Here is a 20666-nt window from a genome sequence, read left to right as displayed (position 1 = left end):
ATTTGGATTCACTTAACAGAATCCAGTACTTTTCTACGTTATATTTGAAATAAAACAGCGGATTGAGGTTTCTTTTATTTCTTATTTCATTTATTTTATATCAAATCCCCATTCAAGCGCAGGAGGACTTCTTGGCTAAACAATACTTCAATGATGGGAATTATGAAAAAGCCGTCATCTTTTATGAAAACTTAGTAAAGAAGAATCCTAGACGAACAGATTATTCTGAAGGTTTGGTAGCCTGCTATCAACAATTGGAACGATATACCGACACTGAAACCTTTCTTCTAAAAAAGATCAATGAAACGTATGCCTTCCCCACGTTTTATATAGAATTGGGCTATAACTACACATTGCAAGACCAATCTCAACAATCAACGACCTATTATAACAAAGCCCTTCAAAAAATAGAAGAAAATCCAAATTTCGGCTATAGTATAGGTTATCGATTCCAAAAATATGCACTACTTGATTATGCAATCCAAGCATATACCAGGGCAATGGAACTAAAGCCCGATTTGAATTATGACTTTCAATTGGCACGAATCTATGGAGAACAGGGCAACATTGAAAAAATGTACCAAGCTTACCTGAATTTGATTGTAGATGGAAGAACATCACGCTCTAACATTCTGAGAAGTATAGATGACTTTATTTCCGAAGAACCATCTAACCCAAATAACATATTACTCAGAAAAGTATTATTGAAAAATGCCCAGAAAAACCCTGATATCGTATGGAATGAGTTGTTGAGTTGGCTTTTTGTCCAACAAAAGCAATACGGTAGCGCATTTAATCAAGAAAAGGCCATATATAAGCGTACGGAAAGTTCATCAATGGACAGACTCAACAGCCTAGGACAAATTGCTTTGGAAGAAAAGGATTATGAATCTGCTACTTCAATTTTTGAATTCATCGTTGAAAACAGCAATGTCCCTGTTACCAGATTAAATGCAGAACTCAACTTAATAGATATTGAGCTTGTTGAAACCAATAATAAAAAACTAGATAACGTTGAAAGACAGTTCAAAGAATTGGTAAATGAATACGGCAATCAAAGCCGAACACTGCAATTGCAGATTGCATATGCCAATTTCTTGACCTTTAAAAGAGAAAATCCCCAGCCTGCAATTTCAATGCTAAAGAAAAGCTTGGAACTTCCCATGGGCAGAACAGTCAAAGCTTATGTGAAATTGGCTTTAGGCGATATTTTGGTGTTCGACCAAAAGTTTAATCAAGCTTTGATTTATTTCACCCAGGTTCAAAAAAGTTTAAAAAACGATGTGTTGGGGCAAGATGCCCGTTTCAAGGTAGCACAGACCAGCTTTTATAAAGGTGACTTTGATTGGGCGTTGACCCAATTAAAAGTTCTACGCAGCTCAACTTCGCAATTGATCGCCAATGATGCAATGCAACTTAGTTTATTGATTTCGGACAATTCTTTGGAAGATTCCACACAAACCGCACTTAAAAAATATGCTCGTGCCGATCTGTTGGCCTATCAAAATAAAAATGAAGAGGCCATTGATGCCTTGGAAGATATTCTGCAAAACCATAAGGGAGAAAAAATTGAAGATGAAGCGCTTCTGAAGCAAGCAGAATTGCTGGAAGCTAAAAAGGCCTATTCCGATGCAGAGTTCAATTATAAAAAGATAGTGGAATTTTATGCTGATGGCATTTTGGCCGATGATGCACATTTTGCATTAGGTGAACTCTATCGAACCAAAATGGATGATTCCGAAAAGGCTAAAGAACATTACGAAAAAATCCTCTACAACTATCAAGACAGTTATTATTTCCCAAAAGCCAGAAAGCATTTCCGGCGATTAAGAGGTGATGCGATCAACTAATTCTTCGTTTCTTTGAAGAGCAAAAACAAAGTTGCAATGCTCATATACAATGTTACCATAAACATAGACGAAAGCGTTCATGAAAAATGGTTGTCCTGGATGCGTGATAAGCATATTCCCGACATGTTGGCTACCAAAAAATTCACCGAAGCCAAAATGGCAAAGGTTTTGGTAGAAGAAGAAATGGGAGGTGTAACCTACTCCATTCAATATACCACTAAGAATCGTGAAACATTGGAATCTTATTATCAGGAAGATGCTGAAAGACTCAGAAATGACGGATTAAGGCTTTTTGCAGATAAATTCGTAGCTTTTAGAACTGAATTGGAGGTAATTAAAACTTTTTGAGTATGAGACGAACCCAAAACTATTTCTGCTATTGTGACCTTCAAACCAAAGAAAGACAAATGCAAGTATTGGGACGGCAACTCAATGGGAAAAAGGACAAACTACCTGGTTTCAAAACCATAGAAAAAAACAATGTTGGTCCATATCTTGCCAAATCCAAAAAAGATAATAGTGAAGTGTCCGGCACCTTATACAGGATTTCTTTCTATGATCTTTTCAATTTGGATGAATATGAAAAACAATTTGAAACAAAAAGAATCAAGACGACTCTAAAATCCGGTTCTTTGGCATGGGTGTATGTCTAAAGCCCATATTAAACTAGGTAATCGCTCCAATGTCTAAAAAAAACAAAAAGAAACTTGCTCCCGGTAAGTTTTCCAAAACCAAAAGTGGCAATACCGATGGCTCTGTAAAAGCAAAAAAGCACCTTGGGCAGCATTTTTTAAAAGACGAGACCATCGCCAAAAAAATAGCCGACACCCTTTCGCTCAACGGGTATCAAAATGTCATAGAGATTGGCCCGGGCATGGGAGTGCTCACTAAGCATCTTTTACAAAGAAATCTGGACTTGGTCGCTATGGATCTTGATGAAGAGTCCATAGTCTACTTAAATCACAGTTTCAGGTTGGAACACCCGGCCATTTTGGAAAAAAACAATAGACTGAACATCATCGAAGCCGATTTTTTAAAGTTCAATCTTAAACAATTATATGGGGATGAGCAGTTTGCCATAACCGGAAACTTTCCGTACAACATCTCTAGCCAGATTGTCTTTAAAATGTTGGAGATGAGACAACAGGTGCCAGAATTTTCAGGTATGTTCCAAAAAGAAGTGGCGCAACGTATTTGTGAAAAGCCAGGAAGTAAAACCTACGGGATTTTGTCCGTTCTGGCTCAGGCATTTTATGATGCCGAATACTTGTTTACGGTTCCTCCAAACGTTTTTGATCCACCACCGAAAGTGCAATCCGGCGTTCTACGATTGACTCGAAAGAAGGATATAAAGTTACCTTGTGATGAGCATTTGTTCTTCAAAGTGGTAAAACTTGCCTTCAACCAAAGGCGTAAGACCATTCGCAACAGTCTTAAAACATTCAACCTGTCCCAAAATCTAAAAGAAGATACTATCTTTGACCGTCGCCCAGAGCAGCTTAGTGTTGCCGACTTTGTAGGGCTGACACAAAAGATAGCCAATGATCCCGTTTAAACTCACAGACGAGCTTATTTCCGACATTAAGCAGATGATCGCCGAAAACAAAAACGGTGACCTTAGGGCTATGATGAAGGAATTTCATTATGCGGATATAGCCGAAATCGCCGATGAACTTAAAGTAGACGAGGCCACCTATCTTATTAAGCTTCTTGAGAGTGAGAAGACTTCCGACATTCTTGCCGAAATGGATGAGGATATTCGAGAGGCAGTTCTGAACAATCTTTCAATCAAAGAAATTGCCGGGGAACTTGAAGAATTGGATACCGATGATGCTGCCGATATTGTCAACGAACTCCCTAAAGAGATTGTACAGGAGGTTATTTCCGAAATAGAGGATAAAGAGCACGCCAAGGACATTGTAGATCTTTTGCGGTATGATGAGGATTCAGCAGGTGGACTCATGGCAAAGGAACTGGTAAAGGTCAACGAAAATTGGAATGTACTCACTTGCGTTAAGGAGATGCGTGCCCAAGCTGAAAACGTAACGCGTGTCCACTCCATATATGTGGTGGACGATGAGGAAAAACTCAAAGGAAGGCTTTCACTAAAAGATCTTTTGACCACATCAACAAAAACGCACATCAAAGATGTGTATATCCCTAAAGTGGATTCCGTTAATGTTAATGAAAAATCAGAAGAAGTTGCCAAAATCATGTCAAAATACGATTTAGAGGCGATTCCGGTAGTGGACGAAATCGGTAGACTCGTAGGTCGAATTACCATTGATGATATTGTAGATGTCATCAAGGAAGAGGCAGATAAAGACTACCAACTAGCGGCAGGTATCTCTCAAGATGTTGAAGCTGATGATAGTATCTGGGAGCTTACAAGAGCTCGACTCCCTTGGTTGATCTTGGGGCTTTTTGGAGGCTTAGGAGCCGCCCTAATCATGGGCAGCTTTGAGACTATTGTGAATAAGGCACCGGAAATACTGTTCTTCACCCCTTTGATTGCTGCAATGGCCGGTAATGTAGGGGTTCAGTCTAGTGCCATTATAGTACAAGGACTTGCCAATGATGACCTAAAGGGAAGCATCAGCAATCGCCTTATTAAAGAAATGTTTTTGGCCTTACTCAACGGTCTAATTTTGGCCATCTTGCTTCTTGGCTTTACTTATATCTGGAAAGGCGATTTTCCAACAGCTCTTGCAATATCTGTTTCTTTGGTAGCAGTTATCATCGTTGCTGGCATCATAGGCACATTCATCCCACTTTTCTTGGACAAAAGAGGTATTGATCCCGCTATTGCTACAGGGCCGTTCATCACAACAAGCAATGATATTTTTGGAATCTTGATTTATTTCTGGATAGCCAAACTTATTTTGGGCATATAATCTTTTGTACATGAAACCCATCAACCTAAAAGAAAAGCATCAACTTTTTTCCAAACAATGGCATCCGCACCAGATAGCCACGGTAGACGATATGCAAGTAATTCTTGCAAAAATCAAAGGAGAGTTTGTATGGCATTCGCATGAAAATGAGGATGAATTGTTCCAAGTTTTGAAAGGAACGTTATATATGAAATTCCGTGACCGGACGGAAGTGGTTAATGAAGGTGAAATTATTGTGGTGCCAAAAGGAGTGGAACATTGCCCTTCTACCAAAGACGATGAAGAGGTACATCTATTACTTTTTGAAAAGCTCAGTACGGCCCATACAGGTAAGGTCGAACATGAAATGACACAAACCGTCTACCCTAAAATATAAGGAATTGTATATTTAGCGGATGAAAGTTCTCCATTTAGACACGAATCATCCCCTACTCTTGGAACAGCTTTCCAATTTGGGGTTTGAAAATGACGAAGATTACCAATCCTCAAAAGAGCAGATAGAAAACAAAATCCATTTGTACGATGGGGTCATCATTCGTAGCCGCTTTACCTTAGATAAACAGTTTCTGGATAAGGCGGTTAATCTGAAATTTATTGGAAGGGTTGGTGCCGGATTAGAAAACATTGACACCGATTATGCCAAACACAAAGGCATATTTTTGGCTTCTGCGCCCGAAGGTAACCGAAATGCTGTTGGAGAACACGCTCTGGGCATGCTGCTATCCCTTATGAACAAAATGACCAAGGCGAACCGAGAGGTCAAAAAAGGAAAATGGGACAGAGAAGGCAACCGCGGTATTGAATTGGATGGCAAAACTGTGGGAATTATCGGTTATGGGAACATGGGGAAAGCCTTTGCAAAAAAACTCCGAGGTTTTGATGTTGAAGTTATTTGCTATGACATTGTGGGTGGTGTTGGAGACGAAAACGCTCGTCAGGTAGGAATCATGGAATTCCAACAAAAATCGGATGTCGTCAGTTTACATGTCCCCCAAACAGAGTTGACGATTGGTATGGTAAATGCTGAATTTATCGAAAAATTTCACAAGCCCTTTTGGCTTTTGAACACTGCTCGAGGCAAATGTGTGGTCACCAAAGATTTGGTGGAGGCTCTTAAATCAGAAAAAGTCTTGGGGGCCGGCCTGGATGTTTTGGAATATGAAAAAAAATCTTTTGAGAACATGTTCGTCCAAAAACCCAAAGCCTTCAAATATCTTCGAAAAGCTAAAAACGTGCTTTTAACCCCCCATGTTGCGGGTTGGACAGTGGAAAGCAAAGAAAAACTAGCTCAGACTATTGTAGACAAGATCCGAGATAGATTTTGCTAAATTTAAGGGTGAAAAAGACCATATTTGTTTTTTCTGCACTGGTTATTGCGCTTCTGGTGCTTTTCCAATTAAGTAAGTATTCCTACACATCAGGAAATGTTTCTGCTGAAATAGTTATTGCAATCATCGCCATTGTATTTTTTGTGGTAGGAGTCTATACCAACAAAAAATCTCTCCACAAAAAAGAACCGCCACTCTTGACCGTAGATATTAAGAAAATTGAAAAATTGGGTATCAGTAAAAGGGAATATGAAGTATTGGTTCATATTTCCCAAGGAATGTCCAACAAGGAAATTGCAGATAAACTTTTTGTTTCAGAGAGCACCATCAAAACCCATGTGTCAAATTTATTGGTAAAGTTGGATGCAAAACGAAGAACACAAGCCGTACAAAAGGCAAAAAACCTTCAAATTCTTCTTCCTTAATTGATTTTGGTACTTTAGTATGACCGCCAAATCTTTAAGGTCAACCACTTTTGTTTCAATATTTTAAACCTATCAATATGAAAAAAACGGTTATTCGATTTGGAAGTTACGGTGCGGTCACCATTTGCATCCTATTTTTAATCAGCTGGTTCCTTTTGGCCGATGTATCGTTCACAACGCAAGAAGTTCTAGGCTATATATCCATGGTGCTCTCTTTAAGCTTTGTCTTTTTTGGAATCAAGCATTTTAGGGATAAAGAGAATCAAGGCAAAGTCAGTTTTAAAAAAGCATTGACCATTGGAGTATTGATAAGCCTCATCACCGCCTTGGCATTCGGTATTTTGGATGTTTTTTATACCGAAGTATTGAACCCAGATTTTATGGTTGAATATTATAACGATACCGTTGAAAGCATGAGAAACGCGCTTCCTCCTGATGAGTTTGAAAAGGAATTGGCAAGAATTGAGGCCCAAAAAAAGATGTTTTCAAGCCCTTTGTTCTCCTTTGCCCTTATGGCCATGACCGTTTTTGTGATTGGCTTTATTATTTCGCTAACTTCAGCTTTGATTTTACAACGAAAATAATTTCGCTATGACAATAGATGCCAACACTCCTGATGAATACATAAGTAAAATACCTGAAGACCGTAAAGAAGCTGTTTCCAAATTGCGTGAGACAGTACGGGATAATTTACCAAAAGGGTTTGAGGAATGTATCAGCTATAAAATGATAGGTTATGTGGTTCCTCACAGTCTGTATCCCGATGGATATCACTGTGACCCGAAATTACCTTTACCTTTTATCAACATTGCCTCACAAAAACACTTTGTGGCTTTGTACCATTCGGGAATTTATGCTGATAAAAAACTTCTGGATTGGTTCGTAGGTGAATATCCAAAACATGTAAAGACTAAACTGGATATGGGCAAGAGCTGTATCCGTTTTAAAAAACCGGAAACCATTCCTTATGAACTTATCGCTGAACTGTGCCGAAAAATGACCACGGAATCTTGGATAGCACTTTACGAAAAGAATGTAAAAAACAGAAAAAAATAACAGATGAAGAACAGAGTGACTGGTTTGGGAGGTTTTTTCTTTAAGACCAAGGATCCGGACAACATAAAAAAATGGTACAAAGAACATTTAGGTATTCCTGTAGATCAATACGGCTGTAGTTTTTGGTGGAAGGATAAAGAAGGAAACGATTGTATGACCCAATGGAGCCCTTTCAAGGATGACACCACCTATTTTCAACCCAGTGAAAAACAATTTATGATGAATTTCAGGGTGGAAAATTTAGTTGAGCTTTTGGCAACCCTAAAAGAAGAAGGTATCACTATTGTTGGGGAGATAGAGGAATATGATTATGGTAAATTTGGATGGGTAATGGATCCAGAAGGCAATAAAATTGAACTTTGGGAACCTGTTGATAAAGCTTTTCAATAGATATCAAATTATTTGTACATTTAGATTTAATATTAACCAACAAACATTACCATGTCCGAAGAAGAAATAGATTTAGGCGATAAAGCCAAAGAAGCCGCAAACGATTTTGCTGAAGAAGCAAAGGAAACTGCGAAAGAATTTGCCGATGGCATAAAAGGTGCTGGAGGTGACAACAAAAAAATATTGGCCGGAATTTTAGCCATTATCCTCGGCGGTCTGGGCATACACAAGTTTATGCTTGGGTATAATAAAGAGGGTTTTATTTTACTTGGCGTATCAATAGTTTCATACATACTTGTGTGTGTTGGGATAGGGCTACTTTTTGTTTGGATTCCAAGTATAATCGGTTTAATTGAGGGCATTATTTACCTCACCAAATCAGATGAGGAATTTTACAATACTTACCAAGTGGGCAAGAAGCCTTGGTTCTAAAAAATAGGCCAGAGATTTACTCTGGCTTTTTATTTATTAATATTATCGTAATATTGCAATATTAAATTTTTATTTATCTTTGTACCATGGGAGTAACAAAAACACACATGTTTACCGAAAGGCAAAATGACCTTGCCCAAGTTGCCAAAGTTTTGGCACACCCTGCTCGGATTGCCATTTTAGAATATATAAGTAAGCAAGAAGGTTGTATTTGCAATGATCTGGTTGACGAAATTGGTCTTGCCCAGCCCACCATCTCCCAACATTTGAACGAAATCAAAAAAATAGGTCTTCTAAAAGGTACTTTCGAAGGTAAAAACCTATGCTACTGTATAAACGAAGAGCGTTGGCAAGAATTACAACAATCTTTCCAAATGTTCTTTTCCAATATTAATTTTAATTGTTGTTGATTATGAATACATCAGAATTTTTATCAGTACTAAAGCAGCACCAAGACAAAAGTCTATTGTTTGAATATGAAGAAGGTAAACTAGTAGGTGCAAATTATCATATTACCGAGGTAAAAAACACCACCATTGATTCCATAGACTGTGGCAGCGGTACGGATTTTTGGAAAGAAACTGTAATACAGCTTTGGGAAAGCCCAAAAGAAATAGGGAAAAGAGATTATATGTCTGTATACAAGGCCTTGGCTATTTTGAATAAGGTAAACAAAATAAAGCCGATGACTGAGGAAGCTGAGGTCAAATTCGAATATAGCAATGCTGATTTTCATACCGCTCAGCTATTTGTAAGCGATTATAATTTAGATGGAGATTCACTGCTTTTTAAGCTATCTGTCAAAAAAACGGACTGTAAAGCCAAGGAGACCTGTGGAGTGGCTCAAAACGAGCAACCCGAAATGGCAACAACCGCCACGGGTTGCAATCCAAATACTGGATGCTGTTAAACAGTTAGCCATGCAAATCAGGGACATGATCACATCCGATTGGGAACAGGTTTCCAGAATATATCAGGAAGGTATTGATACTGGTGTTGCCACTTTTGAGCAGCAGTCCCCAAGTTATGAGGATTGGAATCAGGCCCATGTTTCCCAATGCCGTTTGGTAGCCGAAGAAAACGGAAAAATACTGGGCTGGGCTGCTCTGTCACCTGTTTCTAGCCGATGTGTTTACGGAGGTGTTGGAGAGGTCAGCGTTTATGTGGATTCCAATCAACGAGGTAAGGGCGTGGGTAAGCAATTGTTGAACCACTTGGTTAAAGCAAGTGAAACTGCGGGGTTCTGGACGCTTCAATCTGGCATTTTTCCAGAAAACGAAGGAAGCGTAGCACTGCATAAAAAAGCTGGATTTCGTTTCATAGGTATGCGTGAAAGAGTAGGAAAGCTCAACGGTGTATGGAAAGACAATCTTTTGTTTGAAAAAAGAAGTACTAAAGTCGGAATAAATTAAACACTTAAAAATCGAAAAATGAAACAAACATGAATTTTTATCATTTCAAATTCAAACAAATGATTAAAATTTATGTGCGTTCCTGAATGTATTCAATTTCTTTTTGAATATTCAGAAATCAAAAAAAAATTAAACAGATGAAAAACGTATTGGTGCTTTGCACTGGAAATTCTTGTCGTAGTCAAATGGCGCATGGATACCTGGAACATCTTCAAGATTCTTTGGCCAATGTTTATAGCGCAGGTATAGAAACCCATGGTCTAAACTCAGGAGCTGTTTCCATTATGAAAGAGGATGGAATCGATATTTCTACTCATACATCCAATCACGTTGATGAGTATGAAGGAATTGATTGGGACTATATTATCACAGTTTGTGATCATGCCAAGGAAAATTGTCCTTTTATTCCGGCCCAAAATGCGCAGCGTATCCACCAAAACTTTTTCGACCCATCAAAAGTTTCTGGAGCCACAGAGGTAAAGCATGCAGCTTTTTTAAAGACTAGAAATGAAATTAAAGAGTTTTGCCATGACTTTGTAAAAGAAGAACTGGTAAATTAATTGAATCTAGATATTTTAAATGGCAGTTGGGGCGTTCCCTTCTGCCATTTTTCTTTCCAGTTCGGCCTGGAACTCCTCCATCACCGGTTTTACCGTACTCTCTGGCAGGTCCGCAATTTTTATGTACATCAACCCATCCACTGAATTGTTAAAAAGCGGGTCTACGTTAAAGGCAACCACTTTTGCATTTTGTTTGATGTATTTTTTTATCAATACGGGTAATCTTAGACTTCCGGTCTCTACCTCACTAATCAACTTGTCAAACTTGTTCAGATCGGCCTGGGTTTCATCAAAAATAAATTCCTTGTCGGCATCCTTCAATTTTACCTTGAACTCTTTCTTCGGTCTTACGTATTGTGCTACATAAGGATCCCAATAGTTCGACTTCATAAATTCTATCATTAGTGATTTCGAAAAATTGGAAAACTGATTACTGATGCTCACCCCACCTATTAAATATTTGTGCTCTGGATGTCTCAATGTAGTATGCACAATGCCCTTCCATAGTAGAAATAAGGGCATGGGTTTCTGCTGATATTCTTTCATAATATAGGCTCTTCCCATTTCAATGGATTTCTCCATCATTCCATATAATTCAGGTTCAAATCGAAACAAATCCTGAAGGTAAAATCCATCTATGCCATAATCTTTGAATATCTGAGCTCCCAGACCCATACGATACGCTCCCACAATACATTGGCCATCATTATCCCACAAAAACAGGTGATGATAATAAGTATCAAACTCGTCCAAATCAATGGAGTTGTTGGTTCCTTCACCTACCTCACGAAAAGTTATTTCGCGCTGACGTCCAATTTCGTTCAGAATGAATGGCATATCTGATTGCTGGGCTAAAAACACTTCATAGTTTTTGCTCTGCAACATGCGACAATCCTTTTCCCGGAGTTTATCAATCTCACCCTGCAAGACCTCAGGACTTACGGCAGAAGCAATTTTCTTTGGAGGTTTTGGAATCTTTAAAGTAGTCGGAACCATATCAATTAAACGCTCTTTTTCGAACACATTGGCTAACAGGTATGTCTTTTTGCGTAGTAGTTCAGTAAACGATTCCAAGGTAGGTTCTTCCTGTTGCGCTTTAACAGATATGGGTTGCCCAATTCTGACCTTAATGGGTCTGCTACTTTGCGATGTCAATTCGGATGGCAACTTGGCCGTTCTGAAAACATCGTTGATTTTTGATAGGCGATAAAAGAGTCTACTATTTCTGGCATGAAAATAAATGGGTACTACAGGCACTTCCGCTTTCCGAATTAATTTGAGTGCCGCTTCTTCCCAAGGCTTATCCACTACCAATTTTCCATCTTTATAGGTGGAAACCTCTCCGGCCGGAAATATCCCCAAGGGGTGTCCTTCTTTTAAATGTAAAAGTGCATTTTTAAATCCCATTATGCTGCTTTTGGCATCCTTATGGTTCTCAAAAGGATTCACAGGCATTATAAAAGGCTTCAACGGCTCTATTCTGTGCAGCAAAAAATTGGCTATGATCTTAAAATCCTCACGTTGCTGAAGCATCAGTTTTAACAACAAAACCCCATCGATACCTCCAAGAGGATGATTGCTAATGGTAATGTAAGGCCCCGATTTAGGGAGTCGTTTTAAATCTTCTTCGGGAATTTCAAAATCAATTTCATAATGGTCAAGTATCTCCTCTAAAAACTCCGTTCCAGGAAGGGATTTGTTCTTATTATAAAATCGGTTGATGGTAGTAATCTTGGTGGCGACCATTAAAAGCCATCCAACAAAGGTGCCCAAAAACCCGTATTTATCTAGATTTATGACCTTTGCAACTTCTTTGGCGGAAACCAGCCCCATAAAAATATAAATTAGGTAAATGTAAAGATAGAAAAATCCCAATTCTGGGATTTTCTAGCTTAAAAATGCCTAACGTTTTTATTTTACCACCAACTGCACGGTTTCCTTTCCACGCTGTTCCACCAATACTGATCTTCCGTTTTGTAGGGATTTAACGGCATTGTCATCAAAATGTCGAATAGTGTAGAGGGAAACATCTTCATGGCATACCACCTTGAACCTTTTTTGTAATTCGTTCAACATGGGTTGCAGGCCATTGAACTTGTTATCCAAACAAACCGAAAAACTAATGGCCGAATTTTGAATAAGATCTACCTTCATTCGATGATCATGGAAAAGTTTAAAAATATCACTGATGTTGTTTTCAACAATAAAAGAAAAATCAAGTGATGATAGTTTTAGCAATACTTGATCCTTTTTAACAATAAAGCAAGGTACTTCAGGAGAAATTCCGACACCTTTGCACACAGTAGTTCCCTTTCCTTTTGGATTTATAAATGACTTTACATGTAGTGGAATTTCTTTGCGCTGTAATGGTTGAAGTGTTTTCGGGTGGATTACGGAAGCGCCATAAAATGCAAGCTCAATTGCTTCCCGATAGGAAATTTTATCCAATAGCTGTGTCTCCTCAAAATTCCTTGGGTCCGCATTCAATACTCCGGGCACGTCCTTCCATATGGTTACAGAATTTGCATTCAGGCAGTAGGCCAAAATGGCTGCTGTGTAATCCGAACCTTCCCTGCCTAGCGTAGTTGTAAAGTTGTTATCGTCACTTGCTAAAAACCCTTGAGAAATGTTAAGTTTGGACATATCTACCTTTGCCGACACCTCACTTTGGGTACGTTCCCAATTTACAGTAGCATCTCGATAGTTGTTGTCCGTCTTGATCAAGCTTCTGACATCTTGCCAAACATTCGGAATCTCCACTTCATTAAGGTATTCACTTATAATGGTGGTGGAGACCAATTCGCCATATCCTACTACTTGATCATAAACAAAGGCATATTTGGGCGATTTATTCCATGCCAGAAAGCCTTTGACCTCTTCAAAAAGTAATTTTACCCTAGAATGGACCGGATGGTTCTTTTCATCAAATAGGTCTGCAAGTATGTTTTCATGATATTCAACAACTTCTTGAATCGCGGCAGTAAGGACAGATTTATCATTAAAATAGGCAGCTACCACCTTCTCCATGGCATTAGTGGTCTTACCCATGGCTGAAATCACAACAAATGTGTCTTCATGACCCACCTCTTGCAATACTTTCACCACATTGCGAACTGCCTCTGCATCTTTTACCGATGCTCCTCCAAACTTAAAAACTCTCATTAATTTCTTCTATAATCAGCCAATTGGCTAGTTTAATTTTTCGATATAATTTTCAATTCCTTTTTCGTCAAGTTGAACCACATCCCAATCACGTCTAACCCAGGCTCCTTTTTTCTCATAAAATGTAATAGCGGGTTCGTTCCAATCCAATACTTCCCAAGAAATTCTTTTGACTCCCAACGAATGCCCATACTTGACCACCTCATTCAAGAGTGCGGTCCCTAAACCGCTTCCTCTCATTTTTTGGGAAACTATTAAATCCTCTAAATGCACTGTGGCCCCTTTCCATGTGGAATATCTTGGATAGATCAATGCAAGACCCACAATTTGCTCTTCATGTTCCGCCACGAAGCAATGGAACAGCTTGCTTTCCCCGAAACCATCATTTTCCAAATCTTCCCTGATTACCTCCACGGCGTTGGGTTCTTTTTCAAACTCGGCCAGTTCTTTGATCAAGCCTAAAACCTGACCCATGTCCTCTTTTCGAGCATCTCTGATTACATATTCCATATTGTTACAAATAAAACTCAAAGTTATAAATATCCAAATCTTTATCGTAACGAAAACGATATAGTATCACAAAATACACGATATTTGCCCTCAAATAAAACAGCCTACATTCATGTCTCACAAGAACCAGACCCTTGGTGAATTTATTATTGAAAACCAGACCGAGTTCCAGTATTCAACCGGAGAGCTTTCCAAATTGATAAATGCCATACGATTGGCCGCTAAAGTAGTCAATCATGAAGTGAACAAAGCAGGTCTGGTGGATATCCTAGGAACTGCGGGTGACACCAATATTCAAGGTGAAAATCAGCAAAAACTGGATGTATTGGCGAATGAAAAATTCATTCAAACCCTAAAGAATCGGGAAATCGTTTGTGGAATTGCCTCTGAGGAGGAAGACGATTATATCACCATTAACAGTCTGGATGAAAACCATCAAAATAAATATGTAGTGCTGATCGATCCTTTGGACGGGTCATCAAATATCGATGTGAATGTTTCCGTTGGAACCATTTTTTCCATCTATCGCAGAATAACCCCAGTCGGCACTCCGGTAACCCTTGAAGATTTTCTTCAGCCTGGAAAAAATCAAGTGGCAGCCGGATACATTATTTATGGCACTTCAACTATGTTGGTCTATACCACGGGGCATGGCGTGAATGGGTTTACATTAAATCCGGCCATTGGAACCTTTTATTTGTCGCACCCCAATATGCAATTCCCAGAAACCGGGAAGATCTATTCCGTGAATGAGGGGAATTATATCCACTTTCCGCAAGGGGTAAAGGATTATATTAAATATTGTCAAAAAGAGGAAGGTGATAGACCTTATACCTCGCGATACATAGGTTCTTTGGTTTCCGATTTTCATCGAAATATGATAAAAGGGGGAATTTATATGTACCCAAAGAGTAGTAAGGCGCAAAAAGGAAAGTTGCGTTTACTTTACGAATGCAATCCGATGGCTTTTTTGGCAGAACAAGCAAATGGGAAGGCCAGTGACGGGTACCAGCGAATCATGGAAATCCAGCCCACGGAATTACATGAACGTGTTCCCTTTTTCTGTGGCAGTAAAAAAATGGTGGAAAAAGCAGAAGAATTTATGAAATCCTAGACCTACTTTTTAAGTAGATATTGAAAATCCTCAAAAGCGATATTTCCGCAGAAAATATCAAAAGATTTTTTGATGATTTCTACTGCATCCTCTGGAGAATAACCCAAACCAATCGCATATTTCTCGATTAGCCTTTCTTGGTCCGCATCAATATTACGGTCAGCAAATGCCATTCTAAAAAAATCGAACAAACGCATTAAACGTTTTTCACCGCTATGCGGAGTTTCAATCGGATATTTGTTCTCCTTTTTCATCACCTCTTTATATTCTGAATCGGTAATGTTCAGTTTAAAGGCAAACTTATCAAGGATGGCCTTCTCTTCTTCGGTAATGATCCCGTCCGAAGCGGCCAAAGTGGCCAAAGTGGCAAAATGAGCCAAGTTTTTACGTTGTTCTCCGTGCTCGTATAAATCTAAAATGGGCATGTGTAAAAATTTGTTCGGCAAATATAATTCTTAATGTAGAAAGGATTGTAAAATTATGACCAAAAGAAATTTGTAATTTTCATTTCGCTATCTAACTTTTCAATATTGTTCCACTGCGACAATCCGAACTTTTCCATATCGCCGAAAATTGGTTCCATCAGCAAGATTGGAAACCCTTCCCATTTCAAAAAGAAACTTGGAAAGCTTTTCTGGATGGTAAACACGGTTTGCTCAATGCTCCAACGGGTAGTGGAAAGACCTATGCACTTTGGTTCCCGATTGTACTGAACTACCTCAAAAACAATCCCGATTATAAAACCAAACACAAAAAAGGACTCAAGGCTATTTGGATAACCCCGTTACGGGCACTTTCCCAAGAAATCAAACAATCTGCTGAATGGATAACCCAAGATCTGGAAACCCAAATGACCGTTGGGATTCGTACTGGAGATACCACTACATCTGAAAGGGCCAAGCAGAAAAAAAGCATGCCCGATTTGTTGATCACAACTCCTGAAAGCCTTCAGCTTTTGCTCTCCTCCAAAGGCTACGACAAAGTTTTTAAGAATTGCTCGGCCATAGTGGTGGATGAATGGCATGAACTTTTGGGTTCTAAAAGAGGGGTGCAGATGGAACTCGGACTGTCACGATTAAAGACTATTTGTAAAAATTTACGCATCTGGGGAATTTCAGCTACCATCGGCAACTTGGAACAGGCGCGTGAAGTATTGTTGGGACCCACTTCTTTAGAACTTGAAAATTCGATATTGGTCAAAGCCAATCTCAATAAAAAAATTACGGTAAAAAGTATCATTCCCGAACAGATGGAAACCTTTCCATGGCGCGGACATTTGGGTCTGCATCTGTTGGAAGAAGTTGTTCCTATTATAAATAATAGTAAGACCACGCTGCTGTTCACCAATACCCGGGGACAGTGCGAAATCTGGTTTCAAAAAATATTGGAGAAACACCCGGAATATGCCGGGGAAATTGCCATGCACCATGGTAGCATCAACAAGGATACCCGACTTTGGGTGGAGCAGGCCATTCGGAATGAAAGTTTAACAGCAGTGGTCTGCACCTCCAGTTTGGATTTGGGTGTGGATTTTGCCCCGGTGGAAACCGTGGTGCAAATTGGAGGTCCCAAGGGTGTTGCCCGTTTTTTACAACGTGCTGGGCGAAGCGGGCACCGACCAGGCAAAGAAAGTATCATCTACTTTTTGCCCACCCATGCCATGGAGCTTATAGAAGCTTCGGCTATGCAAAAAGCAGTGTTGAATGCTGCGGTTGAGGATAGAATTCCATACCTGAACAGCTACGATGTACTCATTCAATATTTAATCACGCTTGCCGTTTCGGATGGGTTTTATCCGGACGAAATTTATCAAGAAGTAAAAAACACCTTTTGTTATCAAACCCTTACGGAAGAAACTTGGCAATGGCTTTTGAATTTTTTGGTGATGGGCAGTCAAAGTCTCAAGACCTACGACGAATACAAAAAAGTGGAAGTGGAACCCGATGGAAAGTTCAAAGTAAACAACTTGGCCATAGCCCGAAGGCATCGCTTTCAGATTGGAACCATTGTCGGCGATGCCAGCCTATCGGTTCGCTATCAAAAAGGAGGATACATTGGCACGATTGAGGAATCCTTTATCTCAAAATTGTCTCCCGGTGATGTGTTCACTTTTGCCGGACGGAATCTTGAATTTATCCGTATCAAAGGTATGACCGCCCAGGTCAAAAATTCATCTAAACGCAGTAACAAAATCCCATCGTGGATGGGAGGACGTTTGAGCTTTTCCGCAAAAATGTCTGAACTGTTACGACAAGAACTGTATTCGGCTGAATTGCAACTCAAAGCCCAATCTCCAGAAATTCAGTCTTTACAACCTATGTTCTCCAAACAGCGTGAAGAGAGCATTGTACCCGTGCCCGATCAATTTTTGATTGAAACTTTTAAAACAAACGATGGCTACCACCATATTTTTTATCCCTTTGAAGGTCGAGCTATCCATGAGGGCATGAGCAGCTTACTGGCTTATCGGATAAGTTTGCTCTCACCCATAACCTGTTCTCTTGCCTTTAATGATTATGGGTTTGAACTGCTTTCAGATAAGGAGATTGATATTCAAGCGGTGTTGGACAATGACTTGTTCACTCCAGAATATATGTTGAGTGATCTTCAAAAAAGTTTGAATTCCAACGAGATGGCGCGTCGTAAGTTCAGGGATATTGCTGTTATCAGTGGCATGGTATTTACCGGTTATCCCGAAAAAGGAGTCAAAATGAAACACCTGCAAAGCAGTTCACAATTGCTTTTTGATGTGTTCAAGGATTTTGAGGACGACAATTTGCTCTACCAACAGGCCTTTACCGAGACCTTTGAGCACCAGCTTGAGGAAGGCCGTCTTCGACTGGCTTTGGAACGCATTGCCCAACAAGAGATTATTTGGAAAAAATGCCAGAACCCTACCCCATTTTCATTTCCCATTATTACTGATAGGCTTCGAGAAAAACTATCCAATGAAAAATTGGCCGATCGCATTAAACGGATGACCAAGGTTTTGACAAAATAATTGGAAGAGAAGCTGTCGGCACGGATTTATAGTTTTGCGCAAAAGGTTATTAAAAAACAGAATATTAATTTATCATTTCCAAATGCAACCCATTCTGTTGCTTATCTTTTGGGGCATAGAGATATGCACCTAAAAATTGTCCTCTTGTTCCACCAGACTCTGTTTTATACTTAAACCACAACGCATTATTCCCTCTTAATCTCTTATTTATAGGCTCTTTGCTTGTATGTTTAAAAGCCGTAATCGTCCCCCCTCCAAAAAATTGAAATTCATATTTTTTTAAGGGTTGGAATTCTTTACCCTTATAATAAGCTGATCTTTTATAATAATCTAAAATTTTTTGTATTTCTTCTTTTGTTCTATATTCAGCAATAGAATTACGTGCTTGAAAAGCATAGTTCATTTTTAATATACCACCTAAGTCTTGTTTTTCATAAAGGGCTTGTATTTTTTTATAATACTGAAACACTTTTGCTTTTAATTCCATACTATCTACTTTACGTAAATCAATACCTTTACTCCAACCTTCGTTTTCATAAGGTACTTTAGCCTCAAACTCAAAGGTATATTCATAATATGGTAAGCCAGCTCCCACAAACTTGTCCTCTTTTTTATCGCTGGTATGGTTTATTACTATCTTCTCATCTTCATCGCTGGTATAAGTACGGTGATCATCTACCCGAAATATTTCTATTTCTATTTGAGTAGTAGAAAGCAGCGTATTCACACGCTCCTCATCGCCTAATAAATTACCTATAGGGTATAAACGATAAGTAAGTGTTTGTTTACCACTTTTTAAAATAGCACGATTAAAGTCAGTAGGTGTTGCATTCCAACCCAATCGGTAATGCTTCTCAATAGGAAAGTCGTTTACCAATATCTCATAGACACAATTATGGGCATTGGCCCTAAAAAAATACATAGGCTCCTGTGGATAGTGTTTTACTTGTGAGGCTATCTTTTCTACAAAATTTTCTGCTGTTATCTCTTGTGCATTTATATTCATTGACTTGTCTGAGGTTTGAGCACAAAGACGAATAATGAAGAAGAAGCAAAGAAAAAAGTGTTTCATGTTTTTTGGTTGCAGTTCTAATTTGTTTTATTAAAATGGAGCATAGTGCCACCTGTTATTACGAAGGATCAATAACCAAGTCAGGAGAATAAATTCTAACACAAGGAATATTACAACAGAGATGTAGTATATCCTTCCCAATAAAATAATGACATAGCGTATAATTCTTTCTCGGGGTACAACAAAAAGGGTCTCTCTTGCAGGTATAATACGAACGCGTTTAAAACGAAAAATCAATAGCCCTATAATCGCTTGGATTAGAAGAACTATAACCTCAGCGTATTTGAAAAATATCTGTGAAGGGGGTAATTCCATAACAGATGGCACTAAAACCAAGTGCGAAAGTTCAATGTTTTATCTCTTTCCATCCGGTAATTAAGTTATGTCATGAAAAAAAAGAATTATCTCTCTAAAAATTGGACCTAAATTGACGAATGCCCCTTTTGAATTGATGGATTGATGAAATGGACTGTTTTATGCATCCCTTCCGGCCTTTGCCCACCTTCCCTTTTAAAAGGGAAGGAGTTAAATTCAGTTGATTGCACAGGTCTTTTGATAAGGTGAATTTTCAATTTGACTATCTTTACTATCAAAGATTGTACAATGAGTGTTTCTGAGCTTCAAAACGATATCATTAAAAAGTTGCTTACCATAGAGGATGGGGAAACCCTATCCTTTTTTAAAGAAATGCTCAACACATACACCTCCAAGAAAAATTACCAAGTCTCCGATTTGGAAAAAAACCTCACTTCTGAAAGTTTGGAAGCATACAAAAATGGCAACACGCTTACTTCCGAAACAGTTTATAAAAGAAATGAGGAATGGTTAAAAGAATAGTCTGGACTTCAAGGGTAGATATATACAAACTTGTTTTTTTTGTTTTAGCTATTATGATAGTCAATGGCTGCAAATCATATTATTATAATGGTTATGAAGTAATCCATAATAGCAGAATTATCAAAAATGACTTGGTAACCTCTTCAGAGCAGAACATATCAGTCACAGGTAAAATTAGGCAACTTAAAAAACCAATTAATGCGAGTCTACTTTTTAAAAACAAGGATACTATTATAATGGTAAAGAGTATAGAAGGGATTTTTGAATGCTTGTTACCTGATGGGATTTATGGGTTAATTATTAAAAGTAATCAAGAACCTTATTGTTTTAAAGTCATTGATCCTGTTGAGTTTGAGTTGAAAGAAGGAGAACACAGAAATATAGAAATACAATTAGATGCTAGCCAAGAAAAGAATGAAATTGTATTTAAAAGCAAAAAAGCGTTAGAAAAATACTCTGAATGGGAAAAGTTCAATAGCGAATGTAATCCTGAATAAAAAAGGCATCTGATTCCTTTCCCTGGCAGGGAAAGGTGGTCCAACAGCGTTGGAGCGGAAAGGGTTCTAATCCCTTCCGGATTTCTTTGAAATCCACCTTCCCTTTTGAAAAGGGAAGGAATTTTG

Annotated in this window: 25 protein-coding genes; 20 read left to right on the top strand and 5 right to left on the bottom strand. The window is 38.7% G+C overall.

Translation table 11 applies throughout. From position 1 onward, the window contains the following. Positions 1 to 62: 62 nt before the first annotated feature. The 16 genes from E4661_RS10050 (at position 63) to E4661_RS09975 (ending at position 10347) form a co-directional block, all read left to right on the top strand. Positions 63 to 1850: a tetratricopeptide repeat protein gene (locus E4661_RS10050; RefSeq protein ID WP_136466899.1), complete on the top strand. Its 1788-nt coding sequence runs from the start codon at positions 63 to 65 to the stop codon at positions 1848 to 1850. 36 nt (positions 1851 to 1886) lie between these two features. Beyond that, positions 1887 to 2198: a DUF4286 family protein gene (locus E4661_RS10045; protein ID WP_136466898.1), complete on the top strand. Its 312-nt coding sequence runs from the start codon at positions 1887 to 1889 to the stop codon at positions 2196 to 2198. A 2-nt stretch (positions 2199 to 2200) separates the two neighbouring features. Beyond that, positions 2201 to 2503 (top strand): gamma-glutamylcyclotransferase family protein, encoded by a 303-nt coding sequence (locus E4661_RS10040; RefSeq protein ID WP_136466896.1) that lies wholly within the window; start codon positions 2201 to 2203, stop codon positions 2501 to 2503. Between the two features lie 29 nt (positions 2504 to 2532). Continuing rightward, entirely contained in the window at positions 2533 to 3405 is an 873-nt protein-coding gene (gene rsmA / locus E4661_RS10035) for a 16S rRNA (adenine(1518)-N(6)/adenine(1519)-N(6))-dimethyltransferase RsmA (protein ID WP_136466894.1), read from the top strand. Continuing rightward, the gene (mgtE, locus tag E4661_RS10030) at positions 3392 to 4744 is read left to right on the top strand and encodes a magnesium transporter (RefSeq protein WP_136466892.1); all 1353 of its coding nucleotides are present in this window, start codon (positions 3392 to 3394) and stop codon (positions 4742 to 4744) included. The genes rsmA and mgtE overlap by 14 nt, the downstream gene beginning before the upstream one ends. 10 nt (positions 4745 to 4754) lie before the next feature. Beyond that, positions 4755 to 5120: a cupin domain-containing protein gene (locus E4661_RS10025; protein WP_136466889.1), complete on the top strand. Its 366-nt coding sequence runs from the start codon at positions 4755 to 4757 to the stop codon at positions 5118 to 5120. A 19-nt stretch (positions 5121 to 5139) separates the two neighbouring features. Next, positions 5140 to 6072 carry a 2-hydroxyacid dehydrogenase gene (locus E4661_RS10020; protein WP_136466887.1) on the top strand — a complete coding sequence of 311 codons (933 nt, stop codon included), beginning with the start codon at positions 5140 to 5142 and terminating at the stop codon, positions 6070 to 6072. A gap of 8 nt (positions 6073 to 6080) precedes the next feature. Next, positions 6081 to 6497: a response regulator transcription factor gene (locus tag E4661_RS19625; RefSeq protein ID WP_136466885.1), complete on the top strand. Its 417-nt coding sequence runs from the start codon at positions 6081 to 6083 to the stop codon at positions 6495 to 6497. Positions 6498 to 6574: 77 nt separating this feature from the next. Next, complete coding sequence (locus tag E4661_RS10010; protein ID WP_136466882.1) at positions 6575 to 7081, top strand: DUF4199 domain-containing protein; 507 nt, start codon at positions 6575 to 6577, stop codon at positions 7079 to 7081. Between the two features lie 7 nt (positions 7082 to 7088). Continuing rightward, positions 7089 to 7553, top strand: coding sequence for a DUF1801 domain-containing protein (locus tag E4661_RS10005; RefSeq protein WP_136466880.1), 465 nt, complete (start codon positions 7089 to 7091; stop codon positions 7551 to 7553). A gap of 3 nt (positions 7554 to 7556) precedes the next feature. Continuing rightward, complete coding sequence (locus E4661_RS10000) at positions 7557 to 7943, top strand: VOC family protein (protein ID WP_136466878.1); 387 nt, start codon at positions 7557 to 7559, stop codon at positions 7941 to 7943. A 51-nt stretch (positions 7944 to 7994) separates the two neighbouring features. Continuing rightward, the gene (locus E4661_RS09995) at positions 7995 to 8375 is read left to right on the top strand and encodes a TM2 domain-containing protein (RefSeq protein WP_136466876.1); all 381 of its coding nucleotides are present in this window, start codon (positions 7995 to 7997) and stop codon (positions 8373 to 8375) included. An 86-nt stretch (positions 8376 to 8461) separates the two neighbouring features. Then, the gene (locus tag E4661_RS09990; RefSeq protein WP_136466874.1) at positions 8462 to 8785 is read left to right on the top strand and encodes an ArsR/SmtB family transcription factor; all 324 of its coding nucleotides are present in this window, start codon (positions 8462 to 8464) and stop codon (positions 8783 to 8785) included. Between the two features lie 2 nt (positions 8786 to 8787). Next, entirely contained in the window at positions 8788 to 9285 is a 498-nt protein-coding gene (locus E4661_RS09985) for a DUF6428 family protein (RefSeq protein ID WP_240751449.1), read from the top strand. 10 nt (positions 9286 to 9295) lie between these two features. Beyond that, the gene (locus tag E4661_RS09980; protein WP_136466872.1) at positions 9296 to 9787 is read left to right on the top strand and encodes a GNAT family N-acetyltransferase; all 492 of its coding nucleotides are present in this window, start codon (positions 9296 to 9298) and stop codon (positions 9785 to 9787) included. A gap of 137 nt (positions 9788 to 9924) precedes the next feature. Next, positions 9925 to 10347: an arsenate reductase ArsC gene (locus tag E4661_RS09975; RefSeq protein WP_205728940.1), complete on the top strand. Its 423-nt coding sequence runs from the start codon at positions 9925 to 9927 to the stop codon at positions 10345 to 10347. A gap of 15 nt (positions 10348 to 10362) precedes the next feature. Here the strand turns inward: E4661_RS09975 and E4661_RS09970 are convergent, their stop codons facing one another. The 3 genes from E4661_RS09970 to E4661_RS09960 form a co-directional block, all read right to left on the bottom strand. Further along, positions 10363 to 12180 (bottom strand): GNAT family N-acyltransferase, encoded by a 1818-nt coding sequence (locus E4661_RS09970; protein WP_136466868.1) that lies wholly within the window; start codon positions 12178 to 12180, stop codon positions 10363 to 10365. A 78-nt stretch (positions 12181 to 12258) separates the two neighbouring features. Next, the gene (locus tag E4661_RS09965; protein WP_136466866.1) at positions 12259 to 13509 is read right to left on the bottom strand and encodes an aspartate kinase; all 1251 of its coding nucleotides are present in this window, start codon (positions 13507 to 13509) and stop codon (positions 12259 to 12261) included. A gap of 27 nt (positions 13510 to 13536) precedes the next feature. Then, positions 13537 to 14019 (bottom strand): GNAT family N-acetyltransferase, encoded by a 483-nt coding sequence (locus E4661_RS09960; RefSeq protein ID WP_136466864.1) that lies wholly within the window; start codon positions 14017 to 14019, stop codon positions 13537 to 13539. Positions 14020 to 14131: 112 nt separating this feature from the next. On the opposite strand from E4661_RS09960, the gene fbp reads away from it, so the two are divergent. Further along, a complete protein-coding gene (fbp, locus tag E4661_RS09955) occupies positions 14132 to 15133 on the top strand; it encodes a class 1 fructose-bisphosphatase (RefSeq protein WP_136466862.1) in 1002 nt (333 codons plus the stop codon). 2 nt (positions 15134 to 15135) lie between these two features. On the opposite strand, the gene E4661_RS09950 is transcribed toward fbp, so the two are convergent. Then, complete coding sequence (locus E4661_RS09950; protein WP_136466860.1) at positions 15136 to 15558, bottom strand: tellurite resistance TerB family protein; 423 nt, start codon at positions 15556 to 15558, stop codon at positions 15136 to 15138. A 113-nt stretch (positions 15559 to 15671) separates the two neighbouring features. Between E4661_RS09950 and E4661_RS09945 the strand changes: the two genes are divergently transcribed. Then, positions 15672 to 18134: a ligase-associated DNA damage response DEXH box helicase gene (locus tag E4661_RS09945; RefSeq protein WP_136466858.1), complete on the top strand. Its 2463-nt coding sequence runs from the start codon at positions 15672 to 15674 to the stop codon at positions 18132 to 18134. Between the two features lie 64 nt (positions 18135 to 18198). Here the strand turns inward: E4661_RS09945 and E4661_RS09940 are convergent, their stop codons facing one another. After that, complete coding sequence (locus tag E4661_RS09940) at positions 18199 to 19140, bottom strand: hypothetical protein (protein ID WP_136466856.1); 942 nt, start codon at positions 19138 to 19140, stop codon at positions 18199 to 18201. 669 nt (positions 19141 to 19809) lie between these two features. Between E4661_RS09940 and E4661_RS09935 the strand changes: the two genes are divergently transcribed. Together E4661_RS09935 and E4661_RS09930 are read left to right on the top strand one after the other, a co-directional pair. Beyond that, positions 19810 to 20043: a hypothetical protein gene (locus tag E4661_RS09935; RefSeq protein WP_136466854.1), complete on the top strand. Its 234-nt coding sequence runs from the start codon at positions 19810 to 19812 to the stop codon at positions 20041 to 20043. Further along, on the top strand, positions 20028 to 20540 hold the full coding sequence (locus tag E4661_RS09930) for a hypothetical protein (RefSeq protein ID WP_136466852.1): 513 nt from the start codon (positions 20028 to 20030) through the stop codon (positions 20538 to 20540). Before E4661_RS09935 ends, E4661_RS09930 begins: the two co-directional genes overlap by 16 nt. The last annotated feature ends 126 nt before the right edge of the window (positions 20541 to 20666 follow it).

The sequence above is a fragment of the Flagellimonas onchidii genome, assembly GCF_004804315.1.
Classification (GTDB): domain Bacteria; phylum Bacteroidota; class Bacteroidia; order Flavobacteriales; family Flavobacteriaceae; genus Flagellimonas; species Flagellimonas onchidii.
Note: the sequence above shows the minus strand (reverse complement) of the source record. Positions and strands in the feature narration are given on the sequence as shown.

Coding starts and splice junctions, on each gene's coding strand:
- E4661_RS09985 (WP_240751449.1), top strand. CDS start 8,788: ATGAATACATCAGAATTTTTATCAGTACTAAAGCAGCACCAAGACAAA.
- E4661_RS10025 (WP_136466889.1), top strand. CDS start 4,755: ATGAAACCCATCAACCTAAAAGAAAAGCATCAACTTTTTTCCAAACAA.
- fbp (WP_136466862.1), top strand. CDS start 14,132: ATGTCTCACAAGAACCAGACCCTTGGTGAATTTATTATTGAAAACCAG.
- E4661_RS09940 (WP_136466856.1), bottom strand. CDS start 19,140: ATGAATATAAATGCACAAGAGATAACAGCAGAAAATTTTGTAGAAAAG.
- E4661_RS10020 (WP_136466887.1), top strand. CDS start 5,140: ATGAAAGTTCTCCATTTAGACACGAATCATCCCCTACTCTTGGAACAG.
- E4661_RS09965 (WP_136466866.1), bottom strand. CDS start 13,509: ATGAGAGTTTTTAAGTTTGGAGGAGCATCGGTAAAAGATGCAGAGGCA.
- E4661_RS09930 (WP_136466852.1), top strand. CDS start 20,028: ATGGTTAAAAGAATAGTCTGGACTTCAAGGGTAGATATATACAAACTT.
- E4661_RS09980 (WP_136466872.1), top strand. CDS start 9,296: ATGCAAATCAGGGACATGATCACATCCGATTGGGAACAGGTTTCCAGA.
- E4661_RS09960 (WP_136466864.1), bottom strand. CDS start 14,019: ATGGAATATGTAATCAGAGATGCTCGAAAAGAGGACATGGGTCAGGTT.
- E4661_RS10005 (WP_136466880.1), top strand. CDS start 7,089: ATGACAATAGATGCCAACACTCCTGATGAATACATAAGTAAAATACCT.
- E4661_RS10045 (WP_136466898.1), top strand. CDS start 1,887: ATGCTCATATACAATGTTACCATAAACATAGACGAAAGCGTTCATGAA.
- E4661_RS10000 (WP_136466878.1), top strand. CDS start 7,557: ATGAAGAACAGAGTGACTGGTTTGGGAGGTTTTTTCTTTAAGACCAAG.
- E4661_RS10040 (WP_136466896.1), top strand. CDS start 2,201: ATGAGACGAACCCAAAACTATTTCTGCTATTGTGACCTTCAAACCAAA.
- E4661_RS09935 (WP_136466854.1), top strand. CDS start 19,810: ATGAGTGTTTCTGAGCTTCAAAACGATATCATTAAAAAGTTGCTTACC.
- E4661_RS09990 (WP_136466874.1), top strand. CDS start 8,462: ATGGGAGTAACAAAAACACACATGTTTACCGAAAGGCAAAATGACCTT.
- E4661_RS09950 (WP_136466860.1), bottom strand. CDS start 15,558: ATGCCCATTTTAGATTTATACGAGCACGGAGAACAACGTAAAAACTTG.
- E4661_RS09975 (WP_205728940.1), top strand. CDS start 9,925: ATGAAAAACGTATTGGTGCTTTGCACTGGAAATTCTTGTCGTAGTCAA.
- E4661_RS09970 (WP_136466868.1), bottom strand. CDS start 12,180: ATGGGGCTGGTTTCCGCCAAAGAAGTTGCAAAGGTCATAAATCTAGAT.
- E4661_RS10010 (WP_136466882.1), top strand. CDS start 6,575: ATGAAAAAAACGGTTATTCGATTTGGAAGTTACGGTGCGGTCACCATT.
- mgtE (WP_136466892.1), top strand. CDS start 3,392: ATGATCCCGTTTAAACTCACAGACGAGCTTATTTCCGACATTAAGCAG.
- E4661_RS09995 (WP_136466876.1), top strand. CDS start 7,995: ATGTCCGAAGAAGAAATAGATTTAGGCGATAAAGCCAAAGAAGCCGCA.
- rsmA (WP_136466894.1), top strand. CDS start 2,533: ATGTCTAAAAAAAACAAAAAGAAACTTGCTCCCGGTAAGTTTTCCAAA.